Source organism: Zhouia spongiae (genome assembly GCF_022760175.1).
GTDB lineage: Bacteria > Bacteroidota > Bacteroidia > Flavobacteriales > Flavobacteriaceae > Zhouia > Zhouia spongiae.
Genome location: NZ_CP094326.1, coordinates 1,417,643 through 1,440,834, shown reverse-complemented (window position 1 = coordinate 1,440,834; position 23,192 = coordinate 1,417,643). Strand labels below are relative to the sequence as shown.

Genomic DNA, 23,192 nt, shown 5'->3' with positions numbered 1-23,192 from the left:
CTACAAACGTATGATTACACAAATTCTGGGCTACCCGCGTATTGGTGCCCAAAGGGAATTGAAAAAGGCCTGTGAAGCTTATTGGGCAGGCAAGATTACAGAAAAAGAACTCTTTGAGGTCGGTTCAGAAGTCAAAAGATCAAATTGGAAGGTTCAGCAGGAAGCCGGAATCGACTGGATCCCTTCAAACGATTTTTCTTTTTACGACCAGGTGCTGGACATGTCGCTTACTGTCGGCGCCATTCCGAAACGCTATCAGCCCTTATTGGACAATCGTGTCTCAAAAACCGATCTGTACTTTGCAATGGCTAGGGGTTTCCAGCAGAACGGGCATGATATTATTGCCATGGAAATGACCAAATGGTTCGACACCAATTACCACTACATAGTGCCTGAATTCTCCAAAGATCAGGAGTTTCACTTGTTCTCGTCCAAGGTCATCGACGAATATACAGAAGCTTTAGAGAAGGGCATACAAACCAAACCGGTTCTTATCGGCCCTGTTTCCTACTTGTTGCTCGGCAAAGAAAAGGAAACAGGATTTCACCGCATCGAACTCATCTCCAGACTCCTGCCTGTTTACCTGAATATTCTATCTGTCCTGAAGAATATCGGTGCTACGGATATTCAGTTTGACGAACCGTTCCTGGCGTTGGACCTGACCGAAAAAGAGAAAGAAGCCTTTCATTATGCGTACAAAAAAATAGCCGAAGTATTTCCGGAAGCAAACATCATAGTAACATCCTACTTTGGGGCACTTGAAGACAACCTGGAAACAGCAATACAACTGCCGGTAAAAACCTTACATATAGATCTGGTTAGAGCCCCGGAACAATTAGACTCCGTTCTCGATATTCTTCCTTCCGGAAAAAAACTGTCACTGGGAATTGTAGACGGTCGCAACATCTGGAAGAATCACTTTGATGCTTCGCTACAGCTCATTGAAAAAGCCATAAATGTTCTCGGTGAAGACAGAATCGTTATTGCTCCGTCCTGCTCGCTATTACACGTCCCTTTTGATCTGGATAGTGAAAATGATGAAGATACATTACCCGTTACGATTAAAAACTGGTTGGCATTTGCCAGGCAAAAAGTAAAAGAAGTAAAAACATTAGCCTTGCTTTCGGACAGCGCAACAAAAGCAAGTTATCTACCTGAATTAGAAGAAAACCGGGCAGCCATAGCCCACAGAAGTTCGTCTTCTCTGATCCACAGACCTGAGGTTAAGCAACGTGTTTCCGATAGTACTCCCAATGATGCCGAACGGGAACATCCGTATAGTATACGCCGGTTAAAGCAGGAAGCGCTGCTCAACCTCCCTTTGTTCCCGACCACAACAATCGGTTCTTTCCCTCAAACCCCGGAGGTCAGAAAGCTTCGCTTCGATTACAAAAAACAACGAATATCTGAAACCCGTTACCATACCGCTCTAGAAAGCGAGATCATTGAAGCCATTCGCTGGCAGGAAGCGATAGGCCTCGACGTATTGGTTCATGGTGAATTTGAACGTAATGATATGGTGGAATATTTTGGTGAGCAATTACACGGCGTGGCCTTTACCCGGTTCGGATGGGTACAGAGTTACGGGTCGAGAGGTGTAAAGCCTCCGATTATATTCGGCGATGTAAGCAGAAAAGCCGCTATGACTGTTAAATGGACGTCTTACGCACAATCGTTAACAGATAAAATCGTGAAAGGAATGCTTACCGGTCCGGTTACCATATTGCAATGGTCGTTTGTTCGTGACGATCAGCCACGTAAAACCACCACAGAGCAAATTGCGCTGGCCATCCGTGACGAAGTTGCAGACCTTGAGAAAGCAGGCATTAAAATCATTCAGATCGATGAACCCGCATTAAGGGAAGGACTCCCTTTGCGAAAAAGAGACTGGAAAGTATATTTGGATTGGGCAGTAAACGCCTTTAAACTAAGTGCTGCCGTTGTACAAGACGAAACACAGATACATACGCATATGTGCTATTCCGAGTTCAATGAAATCATAGAAAGTATAGCCGCCATGGATGCCGATGTTATTACCATAGAAACATCGCGTTCGCAGATGGAGCTGCTGGAAGTTTTTAGCGAATTCAAATATCCGAATGAAATAGGGCCCGGGGTGTACGATATTCATTCCCCCAGGGTTCCTTCCGAAAACGAAATGGAAACACTTCTGCACAAAGCTGTCAACTTACTCTCAGCACGACAGATCTGGGTAAATCCCGATTGCGGCTTAAAGACCCGTAAATGGGAAGAAACCAAAATTGCCTTGGAGCGTATGGTGAATGCAGCAAAAAGTATTCGAAAGAAACATAAAGTAGAGGCATAATAATAGAAGATAACCATTTTCCGTAAAAAAGTAAATGGCCGGTATTCAATTTTTGAATACCGGCCATTTGACGTTCTGATGCTTTTCTCTTTAATCTTATTACTCAAAGCTGCATTTTTCCACTTCTGTAACTCTTAGGGTATTTACCATTCCCTTTTCCTTAATAGGCATGGCAGCCAGACTGATCATCATATCCCCCACATCGAGGAACCCTCCTTTACAGGCTATTTTATTCACATCTTCTATCGTTTCATCTGTACTTACATACCTGTCGTAGTAAAATGCCTGTACACCCCACAACAAACTTAATTGATTTAAGATACGTTTGTTAGAGGTAAATACAAGAATATGTGCGCTTGGTCTCCATGCAGAAATCTGAAAAGCAGTATACCCGCTATTCGTCAACGTGGATATTACCCTGGCATTAATCTCATTTGCCATAATAGCAGCATGGTAACACACTGACTTGGTTATATACCTCTTGGTTCTGATATGTGGTGGTTCTTGAGGCACCTTAATCAGGGTAGAATGTTCTACACTATTGATAATACTTGACATCCTTTCAATTACCTGTACAGGGAACTGTCCGACTGAAGTCTCACCCGAAAGCATCACAGCATCTGCACCATCCATTACGGAGTTGGCAACGTCGTTAACCTCGGCCCTGGTGGGTGTAAGGCTTGTTATCATGCTTTCCATCATCTGTGTAGCAATAATCACCGGTATTCTTGCCTTCTTAGCCCGTAATACCAGCTGCTTCTGAATTAAGGGAACTTCCTGGGCAGGAATTTCAACACCCAGATCGCCACGCGCTACCATGAGTCCATCGCAATAAGCAACGATCTTATCTATATTTTCAACTCCTTCCGGTTTTTCAATTTTAGCGATAATCGGAATTTTATGCTCAGAATGTTCTTTAATCAAATCCTGTAATTCCATCAGATCCTGGCTGTGACGCACAAAAGAAAGAGCAATCCAGTCTACCTGCTCACCGATTGCAAAAAGGGCATCTTTCACATCTTTTTCCGTAAGCGCCGGCAGCGAAACATTCGTATTCGGAAGGTTTACTCCCTTTTTGGACTTTAACGGCCCTCCCTGAACTACTTTTGCTTTTACTTCGGCTTTTTTATCGGTTGCCACCACTTCAAAAATAAGCTTTCCGTCATCTAACAATATCCTTTCGCCTGCTTTAACATCTTTCGGAAAAGCAGCATAGTTCATATATACACGCTCCTTGGTTCCTTCAAAAGGTTTCCCGGTAACAAAGGTGATCTCGTCCCCTTTTTCAACAACAACATCCTCTTTCATTACACCGACACGCAATTTCGGACCTTGCAGATCGGCTAATATAGCCGTATTATATCCGTATTCTTCGTTTAATGAACGTATGATCCGGATGCGTTCTTTTACATCTTCATAATCGGCGTGGGAGAAGTTAATCCTGAACACATTAACTCCTGCTTCGATCATATCCTTGATGATCTCTTTTTTACTGGTTGCAGGCCCTAGGGTAGCAACAATTTTCGTTTTTTTCCTGTTAGGCATTACTCAAGAAAATTAAGTTATTTTTCGATTTTAGTTGGTTTGGATCTACAGTATATGCAGTAACCACATGTGTCATTTCATTAATTATTTTTAACACCGCATTTAGCTGATAGAAAAAATCTCCATTATCTATTTTTAAAAAATAATCCACCTTTTTATACTCGGGCACCAAATAATGCAAGACGGTTGTTGATTTTATTCCAAACAAATCTGTATCTCTTGTTTCGTTTACAACATTTTTAGAGATATTTGTTATTAAGTGCCAAGCCGTATCGGTGGTGTCATCATTATAGTGAAAAGTACTAAAGGATGTATTCTCTATATAGCTGAAATCGTCTTTGGTTCTTTTGAGCTTTAAAGACAATTGATGATTCAGGAAATAAGCCAGTCTGTAATCCTTTAAAGGACTATGGATGGCTATTAAAGAATAACTATGTTCGTATAAATCATCTAAAAGTTTATGTACAGCCATAGCAATTTCACCGAATTGTAAAGATATGATTCTACGGCAGACTAAACAACTTTTACAGCACTGTTTACAGTCACGGATTTTACGAAATCGTTGTAGTTTTTGTTATTTCCCACTGATCTTATGTTGCAGTGCAAAATAAGCTCTTTTCGCTGCTCTTTCTTCAGCTTTCTTCTTTGATGTTGCCCTGGCTTTTGCCACTATTTTTTTGTCGATATAAAGCTTTACCGCAAAATGTTTTATGGCTTCATTCCCTTCGTCTTCATAGGTATCGAAATTGAATGATTTCTTTTCTTTCTGACACCACTCTATCAACAGGCTCTTATAACTGATGATCTTGCCTTCGAGCTTTTCGATATCAACATAAGGACGAATAACCCTTTTACGGATAAACCGTTCGCAATAGCGGTAACCCTTATCTAAAAAGATCGCACCAACCAAAGCCTCAAAGACATTCCCGTGGATGTTCTCACCGTAATGCTCTTCCGGAATATTACTTTTTACATACTTGATCAGTCCTAAATCCCGACCCAATTCATTTAAGTGCTCCCTGCTTACTACCTTAGACCGCATTTTGGTCAGATATCCCTCATCTCCTTCCGGAACTTCCTTGAACAAATAATCTGAAATGACAGCGCTTAACATCGAATCACCCAAAAACTCAAGGCGCTCATAACTTATAGGATTCCCTTCTTTATCCTTTTTATTCATCGAACGATGCACAAAAGCATACTTATAGAACTCTATATTATGAGGCTTAAAACCCAGCATGTTTTTAAGCACCAAAAAAAAATTCCCGTCATTGTCTGAGCGGGAATTCAATATTTTACGAACGATTTTTTTCAAAACAATCTCTTGTTCTAATCAAGTTTTTTAAACAAAACACATGCATTATGACCACCAAATCCGAATGTATTGCTCATAGCAACTTTTACATCCCGCTTCTGAGCTTTATTAAATGTAAAGTTCATTTTTGGATCAATCTTTTCATCATAAGTTTCATGATTGATTGTCGGTGGCACTACTCCATGTACAATAGCCATTATGGAAGAGATAGCCTCTATAGCTCCCGCCGCTCCCAATAAGTGACCTGTCATAGATTTTGTAGAGTTGATATTAATATTATATGTATGATCACCGAAAACTTCCTTGATCGCCTTAGATTCGGCTACATCACCCAACGGTGTTGAAGTTCCGTGCATGTTAATGTGATCTACATCTTCCGGATTAAGTCCGGCATCTTTTAAACAGTTCATCATTACATTCTTGGCCCCAAGCCCTTCAGGGTGTGGCGCTGTCATATGATGAGCATCTGCCGAAAGCCCTCCGCCTGCAATCTCACAATAAATCTTAGCCCCTCTGGCAACAGCGTGGTCATAATCTTCCAGGATCATCGCCCCTGCTCCTTCACCAAGTACAAAACCATCTCTGTTTGCATCAAATGGTCTGGAAGCCGTTTTAGGGTCATCATTACGTGTTGAAAGTGCATGCATGGCATTAAAACCTCCAATTCCCGCTGCAGTTACAGCAGCCTCAGAACCCCCGGTTACAATAATGTCGGCATGCCCCAGACGAATATAATTCAAGGCATCGATCATCGCATTTGCAGACGACGCACAAGCAGAAACTGTTGTAAAGTTCGGCCCTCTGAATCCGTGTTTAATCGATATTAGTCCGGGAGCAATATCTGCGATCATCTTTGGAATAAAGAACGGATTGAACCTTGGCGTTCCGTCTCCATTTCCATAATTTAAAACTTCTTCCTGAAAAGTTTCCAAACCACCGATACCTGCGCCCCAAATAACACCAATCCTGTCCATATCGATCTTTTCAAGATCCAGTTTAGAGTCTTCGATAGCTTCATCGGAAGCCACCATTGCATATTGCGCAAATTTGTCTAAACGTCTTGCTTCTTTACGATCAATAAAATCGGTTACATTGAAGTTTTTAACCTCACAAGCAAATTGAGTTTTAAATTTAGACGCATCAAAATGCGTTATAGGTGCGGCACCACTAACACCGTTTTGAAGCCCATCCCAATATTCTTGCAGATTGTTACCGATGGGTGTCAGAGCCCCTAAACCTGTGACTACAACTCGCTTAAATTTCATATAAACTAAATTTCTGTAAATCTACTATTGATATAAATAACCAAAAAATTTATTCGTGCAATGCACGAATAAATTTTTGTCCTTTACTATGATAAAACAATTATTTTGTCTCTTCTATGTATTTAATTGCTTGCCCTACCGTAGCAATGTTTTCAGCCTGATCATCAGGAATTTGGATATCGAATTCTTTTTCGAACTCCATGATTAATTCTACGGTGTCTAATGAATCTGCACCTAAATCGTTTGTGAAGCTAGCTTCAGGCACAACCTCGTTTTCATCTACACCTAATTTGTCTACGATAATCGCCTTTACTCTTGATGCAATGTCTGACATAATCTTTTAGTTTTAAAATTTAAATTGATGGCAAAAATAAAAAACTTTGGTTTAAAAAATCATTTTCACACCAAAATGTGCTTTTAAAGTTAAAAAAATAAATTCAACTTAATGGTTTTCTAACTTTAGAATATGAATTATTATTCTTTTTTTTGTGACTTAAACAAGGAGCAACACAGACCATGAAAAGCATTGCCATATTAGCCTCTGGTTCAGGAACCAACGCAGAAAACATCATACAGTATTTTAACCGTAAAGGTACTGCCGAGGTGTCTGTAATACTCAGCAATAATAAAAATGCCAAGGTACTGGACCGGGCCATCAACCATAAAATCCCTGCATTTTATTTTAACCGTATGGCTTTTAACAGTAACCTCGTGGTCTCTTTGTTAAAGAACTCCGGTCCGGATCTTATCGTATTAGCGGGCTTTTTATGGAAAATACCGGAGAACCTCATTGAAGCTTTCCCCGGAAAAATTGTGAACATCCATCCCGCCCTACTTCCCAAATACGGAGGAAAAGGCATGTACGGAATGCATGTTCATAATGCAGTCATAACCAACAAGGAAACAGAAACGGGTATTATGAAACATTATTCGATGAAAATTACGATGAAGGCGCCATCATTTTTCAGGCAAAAGCAAATATTACCGGCAAAGACACCGCTGATGATGTTGCAGGCAAAGTACACGAACTGGAATACAAGCACTTTCCTGAGATTATAGAAAAACTACTCCATGAATAACTTTGATGTACATATATATACTGACGGGTCGTCTCGTGGAAATCCGGGCCCTGGCGGATACGGAATAGTCATGGAATGGGTCGGAAAACCTTATAAAAAAGAATTTTCCGAAGGTTTTAAAAAAACGACAAATAACAGAATGGAACTCATGGCTGTTATTGAAGCCCTGAAAAAACTCAAAAAACCCAACCTGAATGTTTTAGTCTTTACCGACTCTAAATATGTAGCCGATGCCGTAGAAAAACGCTGGGTGTTCGGCTGGGAAAAAAAAAGCTTCAAAGACAAGAAGAATCCCGACCTGTGGATTGCATTCTTAAAAGAGTTTCGCAAACACCACGTCCGGTTTCAGTGGATAAAAGGACACAACAACCATCCGCAAAACGAACGATGCGACTTTTTAGCCGTTGAAGCATCCAAAAAAGAAAGACTTCTTCCCGACCAGGGCTTCGAAAACAACTAACCACCCGCTATCGACAGGATAGAGCGACAACACTTTCTTTACAAGTTTCACTCCTAAGGAGGCCATCACCATACAACCGTAAAACCCGATGCCGGCCGTACCGTTACCATTCTTTTCCATTCATAAAGGAAATACTGGAAAACTAACGTATATTTGCAAAAAATTTAGATGCCGGTATGAGCAAATTACTGATTGTAGGCACAGTAGCCTTCGACGCGATTGAAACTCCTTTCGGAAAAACAGATAAAATACTTGGCGGTGCAGGCACCTATATCGGGCTGGCCGCTTCACAATTCGGAATAGACTCTAATATTGTATCTGTAGTAGGAGGTGACTTCCCTGAAGAATACCTCACCATGCTGCAAAACAAAAACATTGAAACTTCAGGGATAGAAATAGTAGAAAACGGCAAGACCTTTTTCTGGAGCGGTAAATACCACAACGATTTAAACTCAAGAGATACACTGGAGACACAATTAAATGTGCTGGCTGATTTTAACCCTGTTGTTCCTGAAGACTACAGAGATGCCAAAATCGTCATGTTAGGAAACCTCCATCCCGGCGTCCAAATGAGTGTGATTGCACAAATGACAGAGAAACCAAAATTAATCGTCCTGGACACCATGAACTTCTGGATGGACAATACACTCGACGAACTATTGGAAGTGATCAGTAAAGTTGATGTCATAACCATCAACGATGAAGAGGCCCGCCAGTTATCCGGCGAATACTCATTAGTAAAGGCTGCCCAAAAAATACATGAATTAGGCCCCAAGTATGTCGTCATTAAAAAAGGTGAACACGGAGCACTTTTATTCAACCATGATAATGTATTCTTTGCACCGGCTCTTCCTCTGGAAGATGTTTACGATCCCACCGGTGCCGGAGACACATTTGCAGGGGGCTTTGTCGGATACCTGTCTCAAACGGAAGACTTTTCATTTGAAAATATGAAGAATGCAATCATACACGGCTCCAACCTTGCTTCGTTCTGCGTTGAAAAATTCGGGACTGAACGCATGGAAAGCTTAACCAAAAAAGAGATCTACGGAAGACTGCAACAGTTTAAAAACTTAACGCAGTTTGAAATAGAACTATCATAAAACGAATGAATCGCCCTGAATATTTTCGGGGTTTTATTTTTTTAAGAAACGTCCATAAACAACACAAGAACACAACAATGAGTGACGCTATTAAACACGAATGCGGAATTGCCCTGGTAAGACTTTTAAAACCACTGGAGTACTACAAGGAAAAATACGGAAGTGCATTTTACGGAATCAATAAAATGTACCTGATGATGGAGAAACAGCACAACAGAGGACAAGATGGTGCCGGTTTTGCCAGTATCAAGATCGACATGAAGCCCGGAGAACGCTATATGAGCCGTGTGCGCTCAAACCAGCAAACCCCTATTCAGGATATTTTCAATCAGATCAATTCCAGAATAAACAATACACTTACCGAAAACCCGGATTATCAGGACGACATTTCGAAACTGAAAAGACATACCCCGTATTTGGGAGAGGTGATGCTCGGACATGTGCGGTATGGCACATTCGGAAAGAACAGCATCGAAAGCGTACACCCTTTTTTAAGACAAAACAACTGGATGCACCGCAACCTTATTGTGGCAGGAAATTTTAATATGACCAATGTTAATGAGTTGTTTGATAACCTGATCCAGCTCGGGCAACACCCCAAAGAAAAAGCCGACACCATTACCGTAATGGAAAAAATCGGACATTTCTTAGATGACGCAGTTGCCAAGCTATATAAAGAAATTAAAAAGGAGGGATACTCCAAGCTGGAAGCTTCTCCATTGATTGCAGAACGGTTAAATGTAGCAAAGATCCTGAAAAGGGCTGCCAAAAACTGGGATGGAGGCTATGCTATGGCCGGGCTTCTGGGACACGGTGATGCTTTTGTATTAAGAGACCCTGCGGGAATCAGACCAGCATATTACTATAAAGACGACGAAATAGTTGTAATAGCTTCTGAAAGGCCTGTGATTCAAACCGTTTTTAATGTTGAATTTGAAGACATCCACGAATTAGACCCGGGAAAAGCCATCATCATCAAAAAAGATGGCAGCGTTTCTTTTAAAAGAATCCTAAAGCCACTAGAGAGAAAAGCATGTTCTTTCGAGCGCATATACTTTTCCAGGGGAAGTGATGCCGAAATATACGAAGAGCGCAAAAAACTCGGAAGATTATTACTGCCTAAAATACTGGAAAGTGTAAACGACGACCTTGACAATACGGTGTTTTCATACATCCCAAATACCGCTGAGACCTCTTTCTTCGGTATGGTTAAACAAGCTCAGAACTATCTCAACAAAAGGAAAGAAGAGCTGATCCTGAAAGAAGGAAGCAAGATTACCAAAGAGAGGCTTCACGAGATTATTTCTGCCCGTCCGCGAATCGAAAAGATCGCCATTAAAGACGCAAAACTAAGGACTTTCATCACTGAAGACAGCAGCAGAGATGATCTGGTAGCTCACGTATACGATATCACCTACGGATCTGTAAAACCTACAGATAATTTAGTTATAATTGACGACAGTATCGTAAGAGGAACCACACTCAAAAAGAGTATTCTAAGGATTCTGGACAGGCTTCATCCTAAAAAGATCGTAGTCGTTTCTTCAGCTCCCCAGATCAGATATCCGGATTGCTACGGAATAGACATGGCACGCCTTGAAGACCTGGTAGCATTCAGAGCTGCTCTCGAATTACACAAAGACAGGAACACATATCATATTGTAGAGGACGTATACAAAGAATGCCAGGGACAGATTGACTACAAGGACATAGATGTGGTGAATGTCGTAAAAAAGATCTACGATCCTTTTACCGACGAAGAAATATCTGATAAAATAGCCTCGCTATTAAGCCCGGAAGGTATTAATGCTGAAGTCGAGATTATTTACCAGTCTGTCGACAACCTTCATAAAGCCTGCCCGAAAAACCTTGGAGACTGGTATTTTACCGGCGATTACCCTACTCCCGGCGGGAATCGCGTGGTTAACCGAGCGTTTATAAACTTTTACGAAGGAAATAAAGAACGAGCTTATTAAAAGAATACAGGACTTAACCACTATGTATTTCATCGGGTTTTTTTGCACTTTATCGGATTGATTCTGTGTGAGAATCCTCTTTAATCTACATTTGTTGTCACCATAGCATAAGTAGGTTAAGTTCATGGTAAGATTTGGGGCAAGAAAGGCAGGATTCATTCCTGCCTTTCTTATTTTCAGCCGGTTAAGACCATCTCGGACACCACCCCTGATGTCATTTCAGGTAAAACAAAAACACCTTCTTTACATTCCGGAGCAGTTAAAAACCCCGAGCACAAACACCCCATACCCTCTCATACCATGCCGGGCCTAAACACAGGTATTTCCCAACAACATCGCAACTTTACACCAACCCCTCTATTCGGGATTTTTTAGCCGGGTGTCGAGTTTCTAAAAATAGTTACTCAAACCCCTGCCTTTTGTGAAACCGAATCCTTATCTTCAATCCCATCCATAAGCCTGAAACCTTAATCTTTCCCCTGTAAATTCATTTTGTCTAAATTTTAGGTATTACATCTGTTTTATTTTAACACACCTATACCTACATAGTACATTTACATCACCATAGCATAAGTAGGTTAAGTTCATGGTAAGATTTGGGGTATGAAAGGCAGGATTTATTCCTGCCTTTCTGTTTTTACATACTATCCATAACAGACTGCTCCCTCAAGGCTAATTATCAAAAATACTACTAAAACATTACAGCTTTCAAGCTTAAATACCGCCTGATTTTACAATAACACAAATCATGGGAATCGCCTTAACTTTTACCACAAACCACATGCCTTCTTTTTTAATGTATCACTACCTTTACGGAAGCATTAAGAACAAAGACAAACATGAAAAAAGGATTTTTAATCGACATGGACGGTGTTATTTATGGTGGTGATGAAATGATCCCGGGTGCGGATGAATTTATAGCAACACTTCAAAAAGAAAACATTCCTTTCCTGTTTATGACCAACAACAGTCAGCGCACACCTCTGGACACGGTAAACAAAGTAGCCCGGATGGGTATTAAAATAAAAGAAGAGAATGTATATACCAGCGCAATGGCCACAGCTTCTTTTCTTTCCTTTATGAAACCAAACGGCACTGCATACGTATTAGGCGAAGGCGGTATCATAACAAGCCTTTTGCAACAAGGGTATACCATGGCCAACTCAAACCCTGATTTTGTAGTGGTGGGTGAAGGCAGGAACTTCACCCTGGAAATGGTAAACAATGCCGTTGATATGATTCTTGCCGGAGCAAAGCTTATCGCAACTAATTTAGACCCTTCACCAAAAAAGAAAGGCTGGTCTAATTTAGGAATTAAAGCAGTTGTTGCCATGATCGAAGAGGCTACCGGAAAGAAAGCCTTTTCCGTAGGCAAACCAAGTCCGGTAATGATGCGGTCGGCCCGCAAATACCTGGGACTCGAAGCCAGGGAAACCATTATTATCGGAGATACGATGGACACCGATATCCTTGGAGGGGTTCAGCTGGGCTACACTACTATTCTAACACTTTCGGGCGTGTCCAAAAGAAACATCCTGGACGATTATGCCTTCAAACCTGATATGATTGTAGATTCAGTAGCTTCTATAGACCTTGAAACTGCCATGGCATTAAAACACGGACAATGACTCTCCCTATAAAAGGAATATGCTTTGGCGAGGTTTTATGGGATCTATTCCCCGATAAAAAGAAAATCGGCGGCGCTCCGTTAAATGTTGCACTCAGAATGCAATCCCTGGGATGCAAGATGAGCATCATAAGCGCTGTCGGAAATGACAGCAATGGCAAATCACTGATATCTTTCTTAAATAAAAATGGGATAGACACAAAAAATATACAGCTCAAAAACGATTTTCCTACCGGAAAAGTAACGGTTACATTAAACAATGAAAATAACGCATCCTACTCCATTGATTATCCGGCCGCATGGGATAAAATAGACTCTTGCAGGGAAAGTGAAGCAGCAATCGAGAATACAGATGTAATTGTTTTCGGAAGTTTAATTTGCAGAGACAAAGTTTCAAGACAAACGCTTTTAAACATCCTGAAAACAGCTCCCTACAAAGTATTCGATGTAAACCTGAGACAACCCCATTACAATTTCGAGACCCTTACAACACTCATGCAGCAAGCAGATTTCATAAAACTCAATGACAACGAACTTTTAGAACTGTCCGGGCACCTGGGCTCGAATGAAAAAGACATCCGAAAAAACATCTTATTCATCTCTGAAAAATCGAACACCAACTCTGTTTGCGTTACAAGAGGACCTGAGGGGGCAGTTCTTTATTGGGACGGTAAGTTTTACTCACATCCGGGATACACCGTCAGTGTTGTCGATACGGTAGGCGCAGGAGACTCATTCCTGGGTGCATTAATAACCGGGCTCATGCAAAAGACAGCTCCTCACACTGCATTGGATCATGCTTGTGCCATAGGCGCATTGGTAGCCTCAAAAGAAGGAGCTAATCCAAATGTAAAAGACCCGGAAATACGGGCTCTGATGGCAACCAAAAAATGAAAACCGCCGCCCCGGCTCATGTCCGTTCATCACAGATACCAAAACTTGATTCAGGATATGACATCAAAAAAAACAGCGTTAAGAACAAACAGAAACTGCCAGTTCTTAACACTGTCATTAAACAATACCTCAAGAAATCAAGCTGATGTTTTAAGAAGCAAGCAACAACCTTTACCCTTACATCAGGCTTGTATTATTTGTTTGCAGCATACAAGGCTGCCACCTTATCCCAATTTACCACATTGAAGAATGCAGCAATATAATCCGGTCTTCTGTTCTGGTAATTTAAATAATAGGCATGCTCCCATACATCCAGCCCTAAGATCGGAAACCCTTCACAACCAACACCCGGCATTAAAGGATTATCCTGATTAGGAGTAGAACAAACCTCTACCTTTCCTCCTTTATGAACACAAAGCCATGCCCAGCCTGATCCGAATCTCGTTGCCGCAGCTTTAGAGAAAGCATCCTTAAAAGCTTCAAAAGATCCAAATGCATCATTGATGGCAGCAGCCAGCTCCCCTGAAGGCTCTCCTCCTCCGTTCGGAGACATCACTTCCCAAAACAGGTTATGATTATAATACCCTCCGCCATTATTTCTAACAGCACCATTATCCATATCCAGCCCTGTCAGAATATCTTCAATCGATTTTCCTGCCAAACCTGTCCCTTCAATCGCACCGTTTAAGTTGTTTGTATATCCGTTATGATGTTTGGTATGATGAATTTCCATAGTGCGTGCATCAATATTTGGTTCTAATGCATCGTATGCATACGGTAATTTCGGTAATTCAAAAGCCATGATTTATATTTTTAAAAATTAATAATTAGTGAATCAAACTTAGCTCAAAGTTAAGGAATCACAGATAATATATCGTTAACTTCTTATAAAGATTCATTATTTTGCAATAAAATTTTCGCATTGAATCCCACGACTCCACAATTTTTAATTTATAATGCTTCGGCAGGTTCAGGAAAAACGTTTACTCTGGTTAAAAACTATCTTAAAACACTCCTGTCAAACAATAGCCCTGATACTTTTAAACAGGTATTGGCCATTACTTTCACCAATAAAGCTGTTGCCGAAATGAAAACCAGGGTCGTGGAAAACTTAAAAGAATTTGCTGCTGAAGAGATTCTCACCGCTCCCTCTGATATGTTCCTGGCCATCAAAAACGACCTGAACACCGACGCTAAAACACTACACAACCGAGCTTCGAGGACTTTACAAAGAATTCTGCATAACTACGCATTTTTCGATATCGTCACTATCGATAAATTCAATCATCGGTTATTAAGAACTTTTGCCTTTGACCTAAAACTTCCATCAAATTTTGAAGTGGCATTAGATACTGACCTCATACTGCAACAGGCAGTAGATAACCTAATCTACAAAGCCGGTGAAGATAACCTGCTCACAAAAACGCTCATTGATTTTGCATTGGAAAAGGCTGATGAAGACAAAAGCTGGGACATCACACGAGACCTTAACCAAATAGGCCGGCTCCTTACCAACGAAACACACCTGGAGCACGTAAACGAGATTAACGATAAATCACTAAAAGATTTTTCGAATCTGGCCAAACATATAAAAACGCTGCGAAAGAGATTAAATGAAGATATTAAAAAGCAAGGGCTGTCGGTCCTGAAAGAACTGCACAACAACAACCTGGATGCTTCCTGCTTTTTAAGAGGTACTTTATACAATCATTTCAAAAGTATCTCTGAAGGAAATAACCTCGACAAACTATACAACAACAAGCTGGATGAGAATTTAGAAAACGGCAGCAACCTGTATAAAAAAGCCACCGATCCTGAAACTGCTTCAGCAATAGACAGCCTTGCTCCAAGACTGCATCAGGTATTTCTTGAAATCAAAAAGAAGGTCTTTCATTTGGATTTCCTCGATAATTTCTATAAAAACCTGATTCCGCTTTCTCTCTTGAATGCCATCAATCAGGAATTGGAAAAACTTAAAGAAGACGAAAACATATTATTGATATCAGATTTCAACGAGATCATATCAAAAGCCATATCAAACCAACCGGCCCCTTTTATATATGAACGTATCGGCGAAAAATACAAACACTTTTTCGCAGATGAATTTCAGGACACCTCAGAAATGCAGTGGAAAAACATACAACCGCTCATCTCAAACGCGCTGGAAGGAGAAACCTTATCCGGCAAGAAAGGAAGCCTGCTCATCGTTGGCGATGCCAAACAGGCTATTTACAGATGGCGAGGGGGCAAAGCCGAACAATTTATTGAACTCTACAATTGTTTTAACCCGTTTCAGGTTGAAAAAGAGGTCGAGAACCTTCCTAAAAACTACAGGAGTTATAGTGAGATCATCATATTCAACAATGATTTTTTCCGCCATATATCACAACATTTAACCAAGCCCGAATATTGCGACCTTTTCAAAAATAAAAGTCATCAGGAAATCAACACCAAAAAAGGGGGATATGTAAATATCGAGCTCCTTGAAAAAGAATCGTCAGACGAACTTGATTATTGCGGGGCAACGCTGGAAACCATCAATTCCCTGATCGCAAGAGGATATGAGTTAAAAGACATATGCATTCTCACAAGAAAAAAGAAAGAAGGACTGTCAATAGCACATTTTTTAACCGAAAAGAACATCCCTATAGTTTCTTCTGAATCTCTCTTGCTTAAAAACAACCGTAAGATACATTTCCTGACCAACCTGATGCAGTATGCCGCTATCCCCGAGAACAAAGAAGTACAGGTACACTTGCTTCATTTCCTCGCAGAAAAGAAGAATATTACAGACAAACACAATTTTATCAAAGAAGGGATTGACGATTTTGATTCTCTTTTAAGAAAAGAAGGGTTTGAAACGAACGATTTTACAGAGTTTCCCCTTCTGAATGCAGTTATGTATGCCATTAACAGTTTTGAACTGAGCAATGCATCCGACGCATATCTACAATATTTTTTAGATGTTATTCTCGACTTCAGCCAGCAACACCAGGGCAACTTGATTGATTTTCTCGATTACTGGGACAAGAAAAAAGACACCCTGAGTATTGTTGCCCCGGAAGGCTTGAATGCCATACAATTAATGACCGTCCACAAATCAAAAGGACTGGAATTTCCGATTGTGATATTCCCTTTTGCTCACTCCAATATTTACGAAGAGATTGATCCTAAAATCTGGCACCCTCTGCACGAAGACCTTTTCAGTATAAAATCTGCCTTATTAAGTAAAAATAAAAAAATGGCCTCCTACGGTGAACCCGGGGAAACCCTGTACAATGAAGACCAATCGAAACTGGAGCTCGATCAGTTCAACGTATTGTATGTTGCATTGACCAGGGCTGTCGAAAGGCTCTACATCATCACCCGCAAAGACATCAGCCAAAAAGGAGAAGAGTCACTGAATTATTTTTCCGGCCTTTTTATCAACTTCCTTAAAAGCAAGGGCCTTTGGAATGAAAATCAGTACATTTACTCTTTTGGTAATCCGGAACGTGTTTCAGCAAAAGCCTCGAAAGAATCAGCACAAGAAACCGTCCCGTTCTCCATCAATGAATCAAACCGCTCCAGGCTAAAACTCGTTACCAAAACCGGATCATTATGGGACACCCATCAGGAAAAAGCGATCGAAAGAGGAAACCTATACCATAATTTACTTGCCGGAATCAAATATTCCTGTCAGTTTGACGAAGCAACAGAACAAGCCCTGAATAAGGGTATTTACGACGAGGCAGAGCTAAATATCGCTAAAGATATGCTACATAAACTGATACACCATAAAGACCTGACCCGTTATTTTTCGGATGAATATATTGTTTTGAACGAAAAAGAAATTTATACTGCTGACGGCCAATCATTACGTCCGGACAGAATCGTTATTAAAAATAATAAAGCAGTGCTTATCGACTACAAAACAGGAAATACAAGCGATCGTTACATCCGTCAGATAAACACCTATGCGCAAGCTCTAAAGGATATTGGTTATGAAGTAGAAAGAAAACTTCTTGTATTTATCAATGACGAGGTAGAAATAATCGAGGTTTGATCACTGCTTTGCAAAGTAGTTAGTATTTTTGTACAGGATTAAATTAAACAACCATCAAAGAAAGAAATATGTACGGAAAAATTAAAGAACATCTTCAAAACGAGCTTCAGGAAATAGAAAATGCCGGATTGTACAAGAAAGAAAGAATCATTACAACGCCTCAGGATGCAGTGATCAAAATCTCTACCGGCCAGGAGGTCATCAACTTTTGTGCAAACAACTATTTAGGACTTTCTTCTCACCCGGAAGTCGTAAAGGCAGCCAAAGACGCTCTGGATACTCACGGCTTTGGAATGTCATCAGTGCGTTTTATCTGCGGAACCCAGGACATCCACAAAGAACTGGAACAAAAAATCGCAGGTTTTTACGGTACGGAAGATACCATCCTTTATGCGGCTGCATTCGATGCCAATGGCGGCGTATTTGAACCTCTGCTGGGGCCGGAAGACGCCATCATTTCAGATTCGTTAAACCACGCCTCCATCATAGACGGAGTACGCCTGTGTAAAGCTAAACGTTTCCGATATGAAAACAACAACATGCAAGACCTCGAAGAAAAATTAAAAGAGGCTAACGAAAGTGGAGCCCGCTTTAAAGTAATTGTAACCGATGGTGTATTTTCTATGGACGGATTGGTTGCTCCTCTCGATCAAATCTGTGATCTGGCCGATAAATACGATGCATTGGTAATGATTGATGAATGCCATGCAGCCGGCTTCATAGGCGAGACCGGAAGAGGGACCCTGGAAGAAAAAGGGGTCATGGGCAGAATCGATATCATAACAGGTACACTCGGAAAAGCGTTAGGCGGCGCCATGGGCGGTTATACAACCGGAAAAAAAGAAATTATCGAAATACTCCGTCAGCGCTCAAGACCCTACTTATTCTCCAACTCCTTAGCCCCGGCTATCGTAGGTGCCAGCATCAAGGTTTTTGACATGCTGTCGGACAACACCGAACTCAGAGACAAACTACAATGGAATACAGAATACTTTAAAAAAGGTATGAAGGAGGCAGGACTGGATATCATTGACGGTGATTCAGCTATCATACCCGTAATGCTATACGATGCCAAACTCTCTCAGGTCATGGCAGATAAGCTGCTTGAAAGAGGAATCTATGTCATAGGATTCTTCTATCCTGTAGTTCCGAAAGACAAAGCAAGGATCAGGGTACAGTTGTCTGCTGCCCACACAAAAGAACATCTCGACAAGGCTATTTCAGCATTCAAAGAGGTTGCCGAAGAACTCGAAATCATTTAATTGATTGCCAGATTTCTCACGATGCTAACAAAAAATTTATATATTTGTTTTTGTTAAATAAGTTGTAACAACTTACATTTGTCGTTAATTAACACTTAAAATCAAATAATTGAACATGAAACATCTTAGCAAAATTTTAGTTGCTTCTTTACTTTTTGTAGGGTTAAGCAGCGTACATGCGCAAGACAAAAACAACCCATGGCAACTTAGTTTTGGTGTGAACGCAGTTGACGTATATCCAACTAACGAACCTGGTATGGGTGATTGGTTTGCAGAGTACTTCAACGTAGAAGATCACTGGAACATTTTACCTTCCATCTCTTATGTTGCAGTTTCAAGAAATGTAGGTGATAAGTTCTCAGTTGGAGTTCGCGGGTCACTTAACAAGATTGATAAGTGGGGAGATGTAGACGTAGATGACCTTTCATACTACGGAATCGACGGTACTATCAAGTACAACTTCCTTGAAGAAACCAAATTGGATCCATTCATTGAAGTTGGTGGTGGTTACACTTGGATTGACGAGTTAGGTGCCGGTACTGTTAACGGAGGTCTTGGTCTTAACTACTGGTTTACTGAAAACCTTGGTTTGACTGCTCAGTCTTCTTACAAGCATTCTTTCGAAGACAGATTAGCGCCTCACTTCCAGCACATGGTAGGTCTTTCTATCAAATTTGGTGGAACTGACACTGACGGTGATGGTATCTACGACAAGGATGATGCTTGTCCGGAAGTTGCCGGTTTAGCAGCTTTCAACGGTTGTCCTGATTCTGACGGTGACGGTATCGAAGATTCTAAAGATGCTTGTCCTAACGAGGCCGGTCCTGCTGAATTAAACGGATGTCCTGATTCTGACGGTGACGGTGTTGCTGATAAAGATGACGCATGTCCTAACACTCCGGGACTTAAAGAATTAAACGGTTGTCCAGACAGAGACGGTGACGGTGTTGCTGATAAAGATGACAAGTGTCCGGATGTTGCCGGTCCTGCATCTACTAACGGTTGTCCGGACAGAGATGGTGACGGTGTATTAGACAAAGATGACAGATGTCCTGATACTCCTGGTACTGTAGCCAACCAAGGTTGTCCTGAAGTAACAGAAGCTGTGCAAAAAGCTTTAAACGAGTACGCTAAGACAATCTTATTCGACACAGGTAAATCTACTATCAAGTCTGAGTCTCAAAAGGTTCTTAACGATATCATCAATATCCTTAAAGAATATCCTAATTCTAAGTTCCACATTGAAGGTCATACTGACAGCACTGGTAGCGAGTCTCTAAACATGAGATTATCTAAAGCAAGAGCTAACGCTGTTGAAGCTTACCTAGAATCAAATGGTATCTCTGCTGACAGATTAACTTCTGAAGGTTACGGTGAGTCTAAGCCAATTGCTTCTAACGCTACAAGAGACGGTAGACGTCAAAACAGAAGAGTTGAAATCAACTTGGTGAAAAACTAATTCACAGTAAATTATATTTCACAAAAACGCTCCGAAATTCGGAGCGTTTTTTATTTTTACCATCATGGTAAAATCTTTTATTGCTGAAATCGCAGCAGAAATTATAAACGATCATAATTCGCTTCAAAACGTAGTTTGCATTCTACCGAGCAAAAGAGCAGGTACATTTTTAAAAAACGAATTATTATCCATATCATCAAAAACCCAGTTTTCACCGGAGATCACTTCTATCGAATCATTCATCGAAGAACTGGCAAACCTCAAGCTAAGCTCAAACCTCACTATCTTATTCGAATTCTATGAGGTTTTTAAAGAGCTTCATCCAAGCGATGAGCATGAAAGCTTTTACAACTTCAGCAAATGGGCACAGACAGCACTTCAGGACTTTAATGAAATTGACCGGTATCTTATTAACGATAAAGAAATCTTCGGATACCTGTCTTCCGTCAAAGAATTAAATCACTGGACGCTCGAAAAAGAAAAAACAGAACTTCAGATCAATTATTTGAAATTTTGGGACAAGCTCGGAGAGTACTATACCGAACTTCAAAAAAGACTTAAACAGAATAATATGGGTTATCAAGGACTGGTATATCGCGAGGCCATTGAAAACCTTGAATACTTTATTGATAACAACAGTAATAAAAAGTTTTACTTTATCGGCTTTAATGCCTTAAACAATGCTGAGTCCGTTATATTTCAGAAATTCTTATCAAGTGCAAAAGCAGAAATATATTGGGACATCGACCAATCATTCATAGAAAATAAGGAACACGATGCCGGTCTTTTTATAAGAAGGTATCTAAATGAGTGGGACTATTTTAAAAAACATCCTATAAAATATTTATCGAATCACTTTTCTGAAGAGAAAAACATTCAAATTGTCGGGATCCCAAAAAACATAGGACAAGCAAGCTACATAGGCAACACACTTCAAAGCATGCACAACTCCCAGGGTCACCTGAACAGTACTGCTGTTGTAATGGGAAATGAATCATTACTCACTCCTATCTTAAATTCTTTACCGGAACAGGTTTCCGAAGCAAATATAACAAGCGGACTCCCACTCAAAGAAACACCGGTAACCTCCTTTTTCTATAGCGTCTTAAACATCCTGGAAAAAGAAGATAATGGAAAATGGTACTTTAAAGATGTATTAAAGCTACTTGCCAACACTACTACACGGCAATTACTCAGTGACAGCAAAAGTACCGGAAACATCACAAGCCTCATCAATCGACAAAACCTGGTTTACATAACACCCGATCAGATATACAACATGATTGACAAGGAGGACATAGCGATATTCGAAAAGCTTTTCCCGAAAGCTCCGGCTCAGGATATCACACAAACCATAGAAGTCTTAATTGAATTATGCTTGCTCCTGAAAAAGTCATATACCAACAAGGAAAACAGAAACACCTTATATCTTGAATACATCTATCGCTTTTATTCGGTATTCAATCAGTTAAAAGTTCTTAACCAGAACTATAACACCATTTCTGATATAAGCTCACTAAAAGGAATCTATAACGAATTATTAGTAAAAGAAAGTATCGATTTCCAGGGAGAGCCATTGCACGGATTACAAATCATGGGGGTATTAGAAAGCCGGAACCTTGACTTCAATACGGTTATTATAAGCGCAGTGAACGAGGGTGTTCTTCCTTCAGGAAAGAGCAACAACTCATTTCTCCCTTTTGACATAAAGATAGCATTCGGGTTACCGACATACAAGGAGAAAGATGCCATTTACACTTATCATTTCTATCGATTATTACAACGGGCTAAAAACATCTGCTTGCTTTACAACACAGAACCTGATGCCTTGGAAGGAGGTGAAAAGAGCAGGTTTTTGCTGCAATTATCCATGCTTAAAGAAAAAAAACATAATTTAAAAGAGCTTATCGCCAGTCCGGTTGTTGCAAACGATGCCGTACAACCCACCGAAATAAATAAGACCGATCAGCTTATTTCAGACTTAAAAATTGCCGCCGAAAAGGGCTTTTCTCCTTCATCATTGACAAACTACGTAAGGAATCCCGTCGATTTCTACAATCAGACCATTCTGGGTATCAGGGACATTGAAGAAGTAGAAGAAACAGTTGCAGCCAACACCCTGGGAACTATCGTTCACAATACCCTTGAAGAATTATACAAACCGTTAGAAGGGTCATTTCTTACATTAGACCACATAAACAACATGAGTACCCTCGTAGACAAAACCATTTCATTCTTTTTCGAAAAGGAATATAAGGGCGGTGATTATAGCCGGGGAAAAAACCTGATCAGCCATCATATTGCCAAAAGATATGTTTCTAATTTTTTAAACTTCGAAAAGAAACGTCTCGGATCAGGACTTAAAATAAAGATCCTCTCTAACGAAATCTACTTTAAAACCAATATCGATATTGACGGTCTTAACTTTCCCATCAACCTGAAGGGCATTGTAGACAGGGTTGAAGAAGTAGACGGAACCATTAACATTATTGATTACAAAACAGGAAAGGTAGAACAACGGGACCTCGAAGTGGTGGATTGGAGCTCTCTTATTACCGACTATAAATATAGCAAAGCCTTTCAGATTCTCTGCTATGCGTATATGATGCACAAAAAGGATCCTGCCAATTCACAAGCTGTCAAAGCAGGAATCATTTCTTTTAAGAATTTAAATGCAGGGATTTTAAAGTTCACCAAAAAAGACAAAGCCGGTAGTGGTGCCGTAAAACAACACCTTATTACCGGTGACATACGATCTTCATTTGAAGACCAGCTTAAGAAACTTATCCGGGAGCTTTTTGATAAAGAAATCCCTATAACCGAAAAAGAAATTTAA

General features: G+C 40.4%; 16 protein-coding genes and 1 pseudogene. 11 read left to right on the top strand and 6 right to left on the bottom strand.

Annotated features, from left to right (window positions below; translation table 11 throughout):
- Positions 1–10 precede the first annotated feature (10 nt).
- Positions 11–2,326: a 5-methyltetrahydropteroyltriglutamate--homocysteine S-methyltransferase gene (metE, locus tag MQE36_RS06260; protein WP_242938315.1), complete on the top strand. Its 2,316-nt coding sequence runs from the start codon at positions 11–13 to the stop codon at positions 2,324–2,326.
- 99 nt (positions 2,327–2,425) lie between these two features.
- Here the strand turns inward: metE and pyk are convergent, their stop codons facing one another.
- The 5 genes from pyk to MQE36_RS06235 form a co-directional block, all read right to left on the bottom strand.
- The gene (gene pyk, locus MQE36_RS06255; RefSeq protein ID WP_242938314.1) at positions 2,426–3,871 is read right to left on the bottom strand and encodes a pyruvate kinase; all 1,446 of its coding nucleotides are present in this window, start codon (positions 3,869–3,871) and stop codon (positions 2,426–2,428) included.
- Positions 3,864–4,343, bottom strand: coding sequence for an IPExxxVDY family protein (locus MQE36_RS06250; RefSeq protein WP_242938313.1), 480 nt, complete (start codon positions 4,341–4,343; stop codon positions 3,864–3,866). The genes pyk and MQE36_RS06250 overlap by 8 nt, the downstream gene beginning before the upstream one ends.
- A gap of 102 nt (positions 4,344–4,445) precedes the next feature.
- Positions 4,446–5,186 (bottom strand): ribonuclease III, encoded by a 741-nt coding sequence (gene rnc, locus MQE36_RS06245; protein ID WP_242938312.1) that lies wholly within the window; start codon positions 5,184–5,186, stop codon positions 4,446–4,448.
- Positions 5,187–5,200: 14 nt separating this feature from the next.
- Complete coding sequence (gene fabF, locus MQE36_RS06240) at positions 5,201–6,451, bottom strand: beta-ketoacyl-ACP synthase II (protein WP_242938311.1); 1,251 nt, start codon at positions 6,449–6,451, stop codon at positions 5,201–5,203.
- A gap of 100 nt (positions 6,452–6,551) precedes the next feature.
- Positions 6,552–6,785 (bottom strand): acyl carrier protein, encoded by a 234-nt coding sequence (locus tag MQE36_RS06235; protein WP_038267563.1) that lies wholly within the window; start codon positions 6,783–6,785, stop codon positions 6,552–6,554.
- Positions 6,786–6,967: 182 nt separating this feature from the next.
- Here MQE36_RS06235 and purN point away from each other — a divergent pair.
- The 6 genes and pseudogenes from purN (at position 6,968) to MQE36_RS06205 (ending at position 13,590) form a co-directional block, all read left to right on the top strand.
- A pseudogene (gene purN / locus MQE36_RS06230) lies at positions 6,968–7,530 on the top strand (phosphoribosylglycinamide formyltransferase).
- Complete coding sequence (gene rnhA, locus MQE36_RS06225; RefSeq protein WP_242938310.1) at positions 7,523–7,990, top strand: ribonuclease HI; 468 nt, start codon at positions 7,523–7,525, stop codon at positions 7,988–7,990. The pseudogene purN and the gene rnhA overlap by 8 nt, the downstream one beginning before the upstream one ends.
- A gap of 176 nt (positions 7,991–8,166) precedes the next feature.
- Positions 8,167–9,093 (top strand): PfkB family carbohydrate kinase, encoded by a 927-nt coding sequence (locus MQE36_RS06220; protein ID WP_242938309.1) that lies wholly within the window; start codon positions 8,167–8,169, stop codon positions 9,091–9,093.
- Positions 9,094–9,170: 77 nt separating this feature from the next.
- On the top strand, positions 9,171–11,069 hold the full coding sequence (locus tag MQE36_RS06215) for an amidophosphoribosyltransferase (protein ID WP_242938308.1): 1,899 nt from the start codon (positions 9,171–9,173) through the stop codon (positions 11,067–11,069).
- 839 nt (positions 11,070–11,908) lie between these two features.
- The gene (locus tag MQE36_RS06210) at positions 11,909–12,697 is read left to right on the top strand and encodes an HAD-IIA family hydrolase (protein WP_242938307.1); all 789 of its coding nucleotides are present in this window, start codon (positions 11,909–11,911) and stop codon (positions 12,695–12,697) included.
- A complete protein-coding gene (locus MQE36_RS06205; protein ID WP_242938306.1) occupies positions 12,694–13,590 on the top strand; it encodes a carbohydrate kinase family protein in 897 nt (298 codons plus the stop codon). Before MQE36_RS06210 ends, MQE36_RS06205 begins: the two co-directional genes overlap by 4 nt.
- Before the next feature lie 193 nt (positions 13,591–13,783).
- Here MQE36_RS06205 and MQE36_RS06200 read toward each other — a convergent pair whose 3' ends face one another.
- Positions 13,784–14,392: a superoxide dismutase gene (locus MQE36_RS06200; RefSeq protein WP_242938305.1), complete on the bottom strand. Its 609-nt coding sequence runs from the start codon at positions 14,390–14,392 to the stop codon at positions 13,784–13,786.
- A 120-nt stretch (positions 14,393–14,512) separates the two neighbouring features.
- Between MQE36_RS06200 and MQE36_RS06195 the strand changes: the two genes are divergently transcribed.
- The 4 genes from MQE36_RS06195 (at position 14,513) to MQE36_RS06180 (ending at position 23,192) form a co-directional block, all read left to right on the top strand.
- Positions 14,513–17,635 (top strand): UvrD-helicase domain-containing protein, encoded by a 3,123-nt coding sequence (locus MQE36_RS06195; RefSeq protein WP_242938304.1) that lies wholly within the window; start codon positions 14,513–14,515, stop codon positions 17,633–17,635.
- Positions 17,636–17,703: 68 nt separating this feature from the next.
- The gene (gene kbl / locus MQE36_RS06190; RefSeq protein WP_242938303.1) at positions 17,704–18,897 is read left to right on the top strand and encodes a glycine C-acetyltransferase; all 1,194 of its coding nucleotides are present in this window, start codon (positions 17,704–17,706) and stop codon (positions 18,895–18,897) included.
- Between the two features lie 115 nt (positions 18,898–19,012).
- The gene (locus MQE36_RS06185) at positions 19,013–20,356 is read left to right on the top strand and encodes an OmpA family protein (protein WP_242938302.1); all 1,344 of its coding nucleotides are present in this window, start codon (positions 19,013–19,015) and stop codon (positions 20,354–20,356) included.
- A gap of 64 nt (positions 20,357–20,420) precedes the next feature.
- Positions 20,421–23,192 carry a PD-(D/E)XK nuclease family protein gene (locus MQE36_RS06180; RefSeq protein WP_242938301.1) on the top strand — a complete coding sequence of 924 codons (2,772 nt, stop codon included), beginning with the start codon at positions 20,421–20,423 and terminating at the stop codon, positions 23,190–23,192.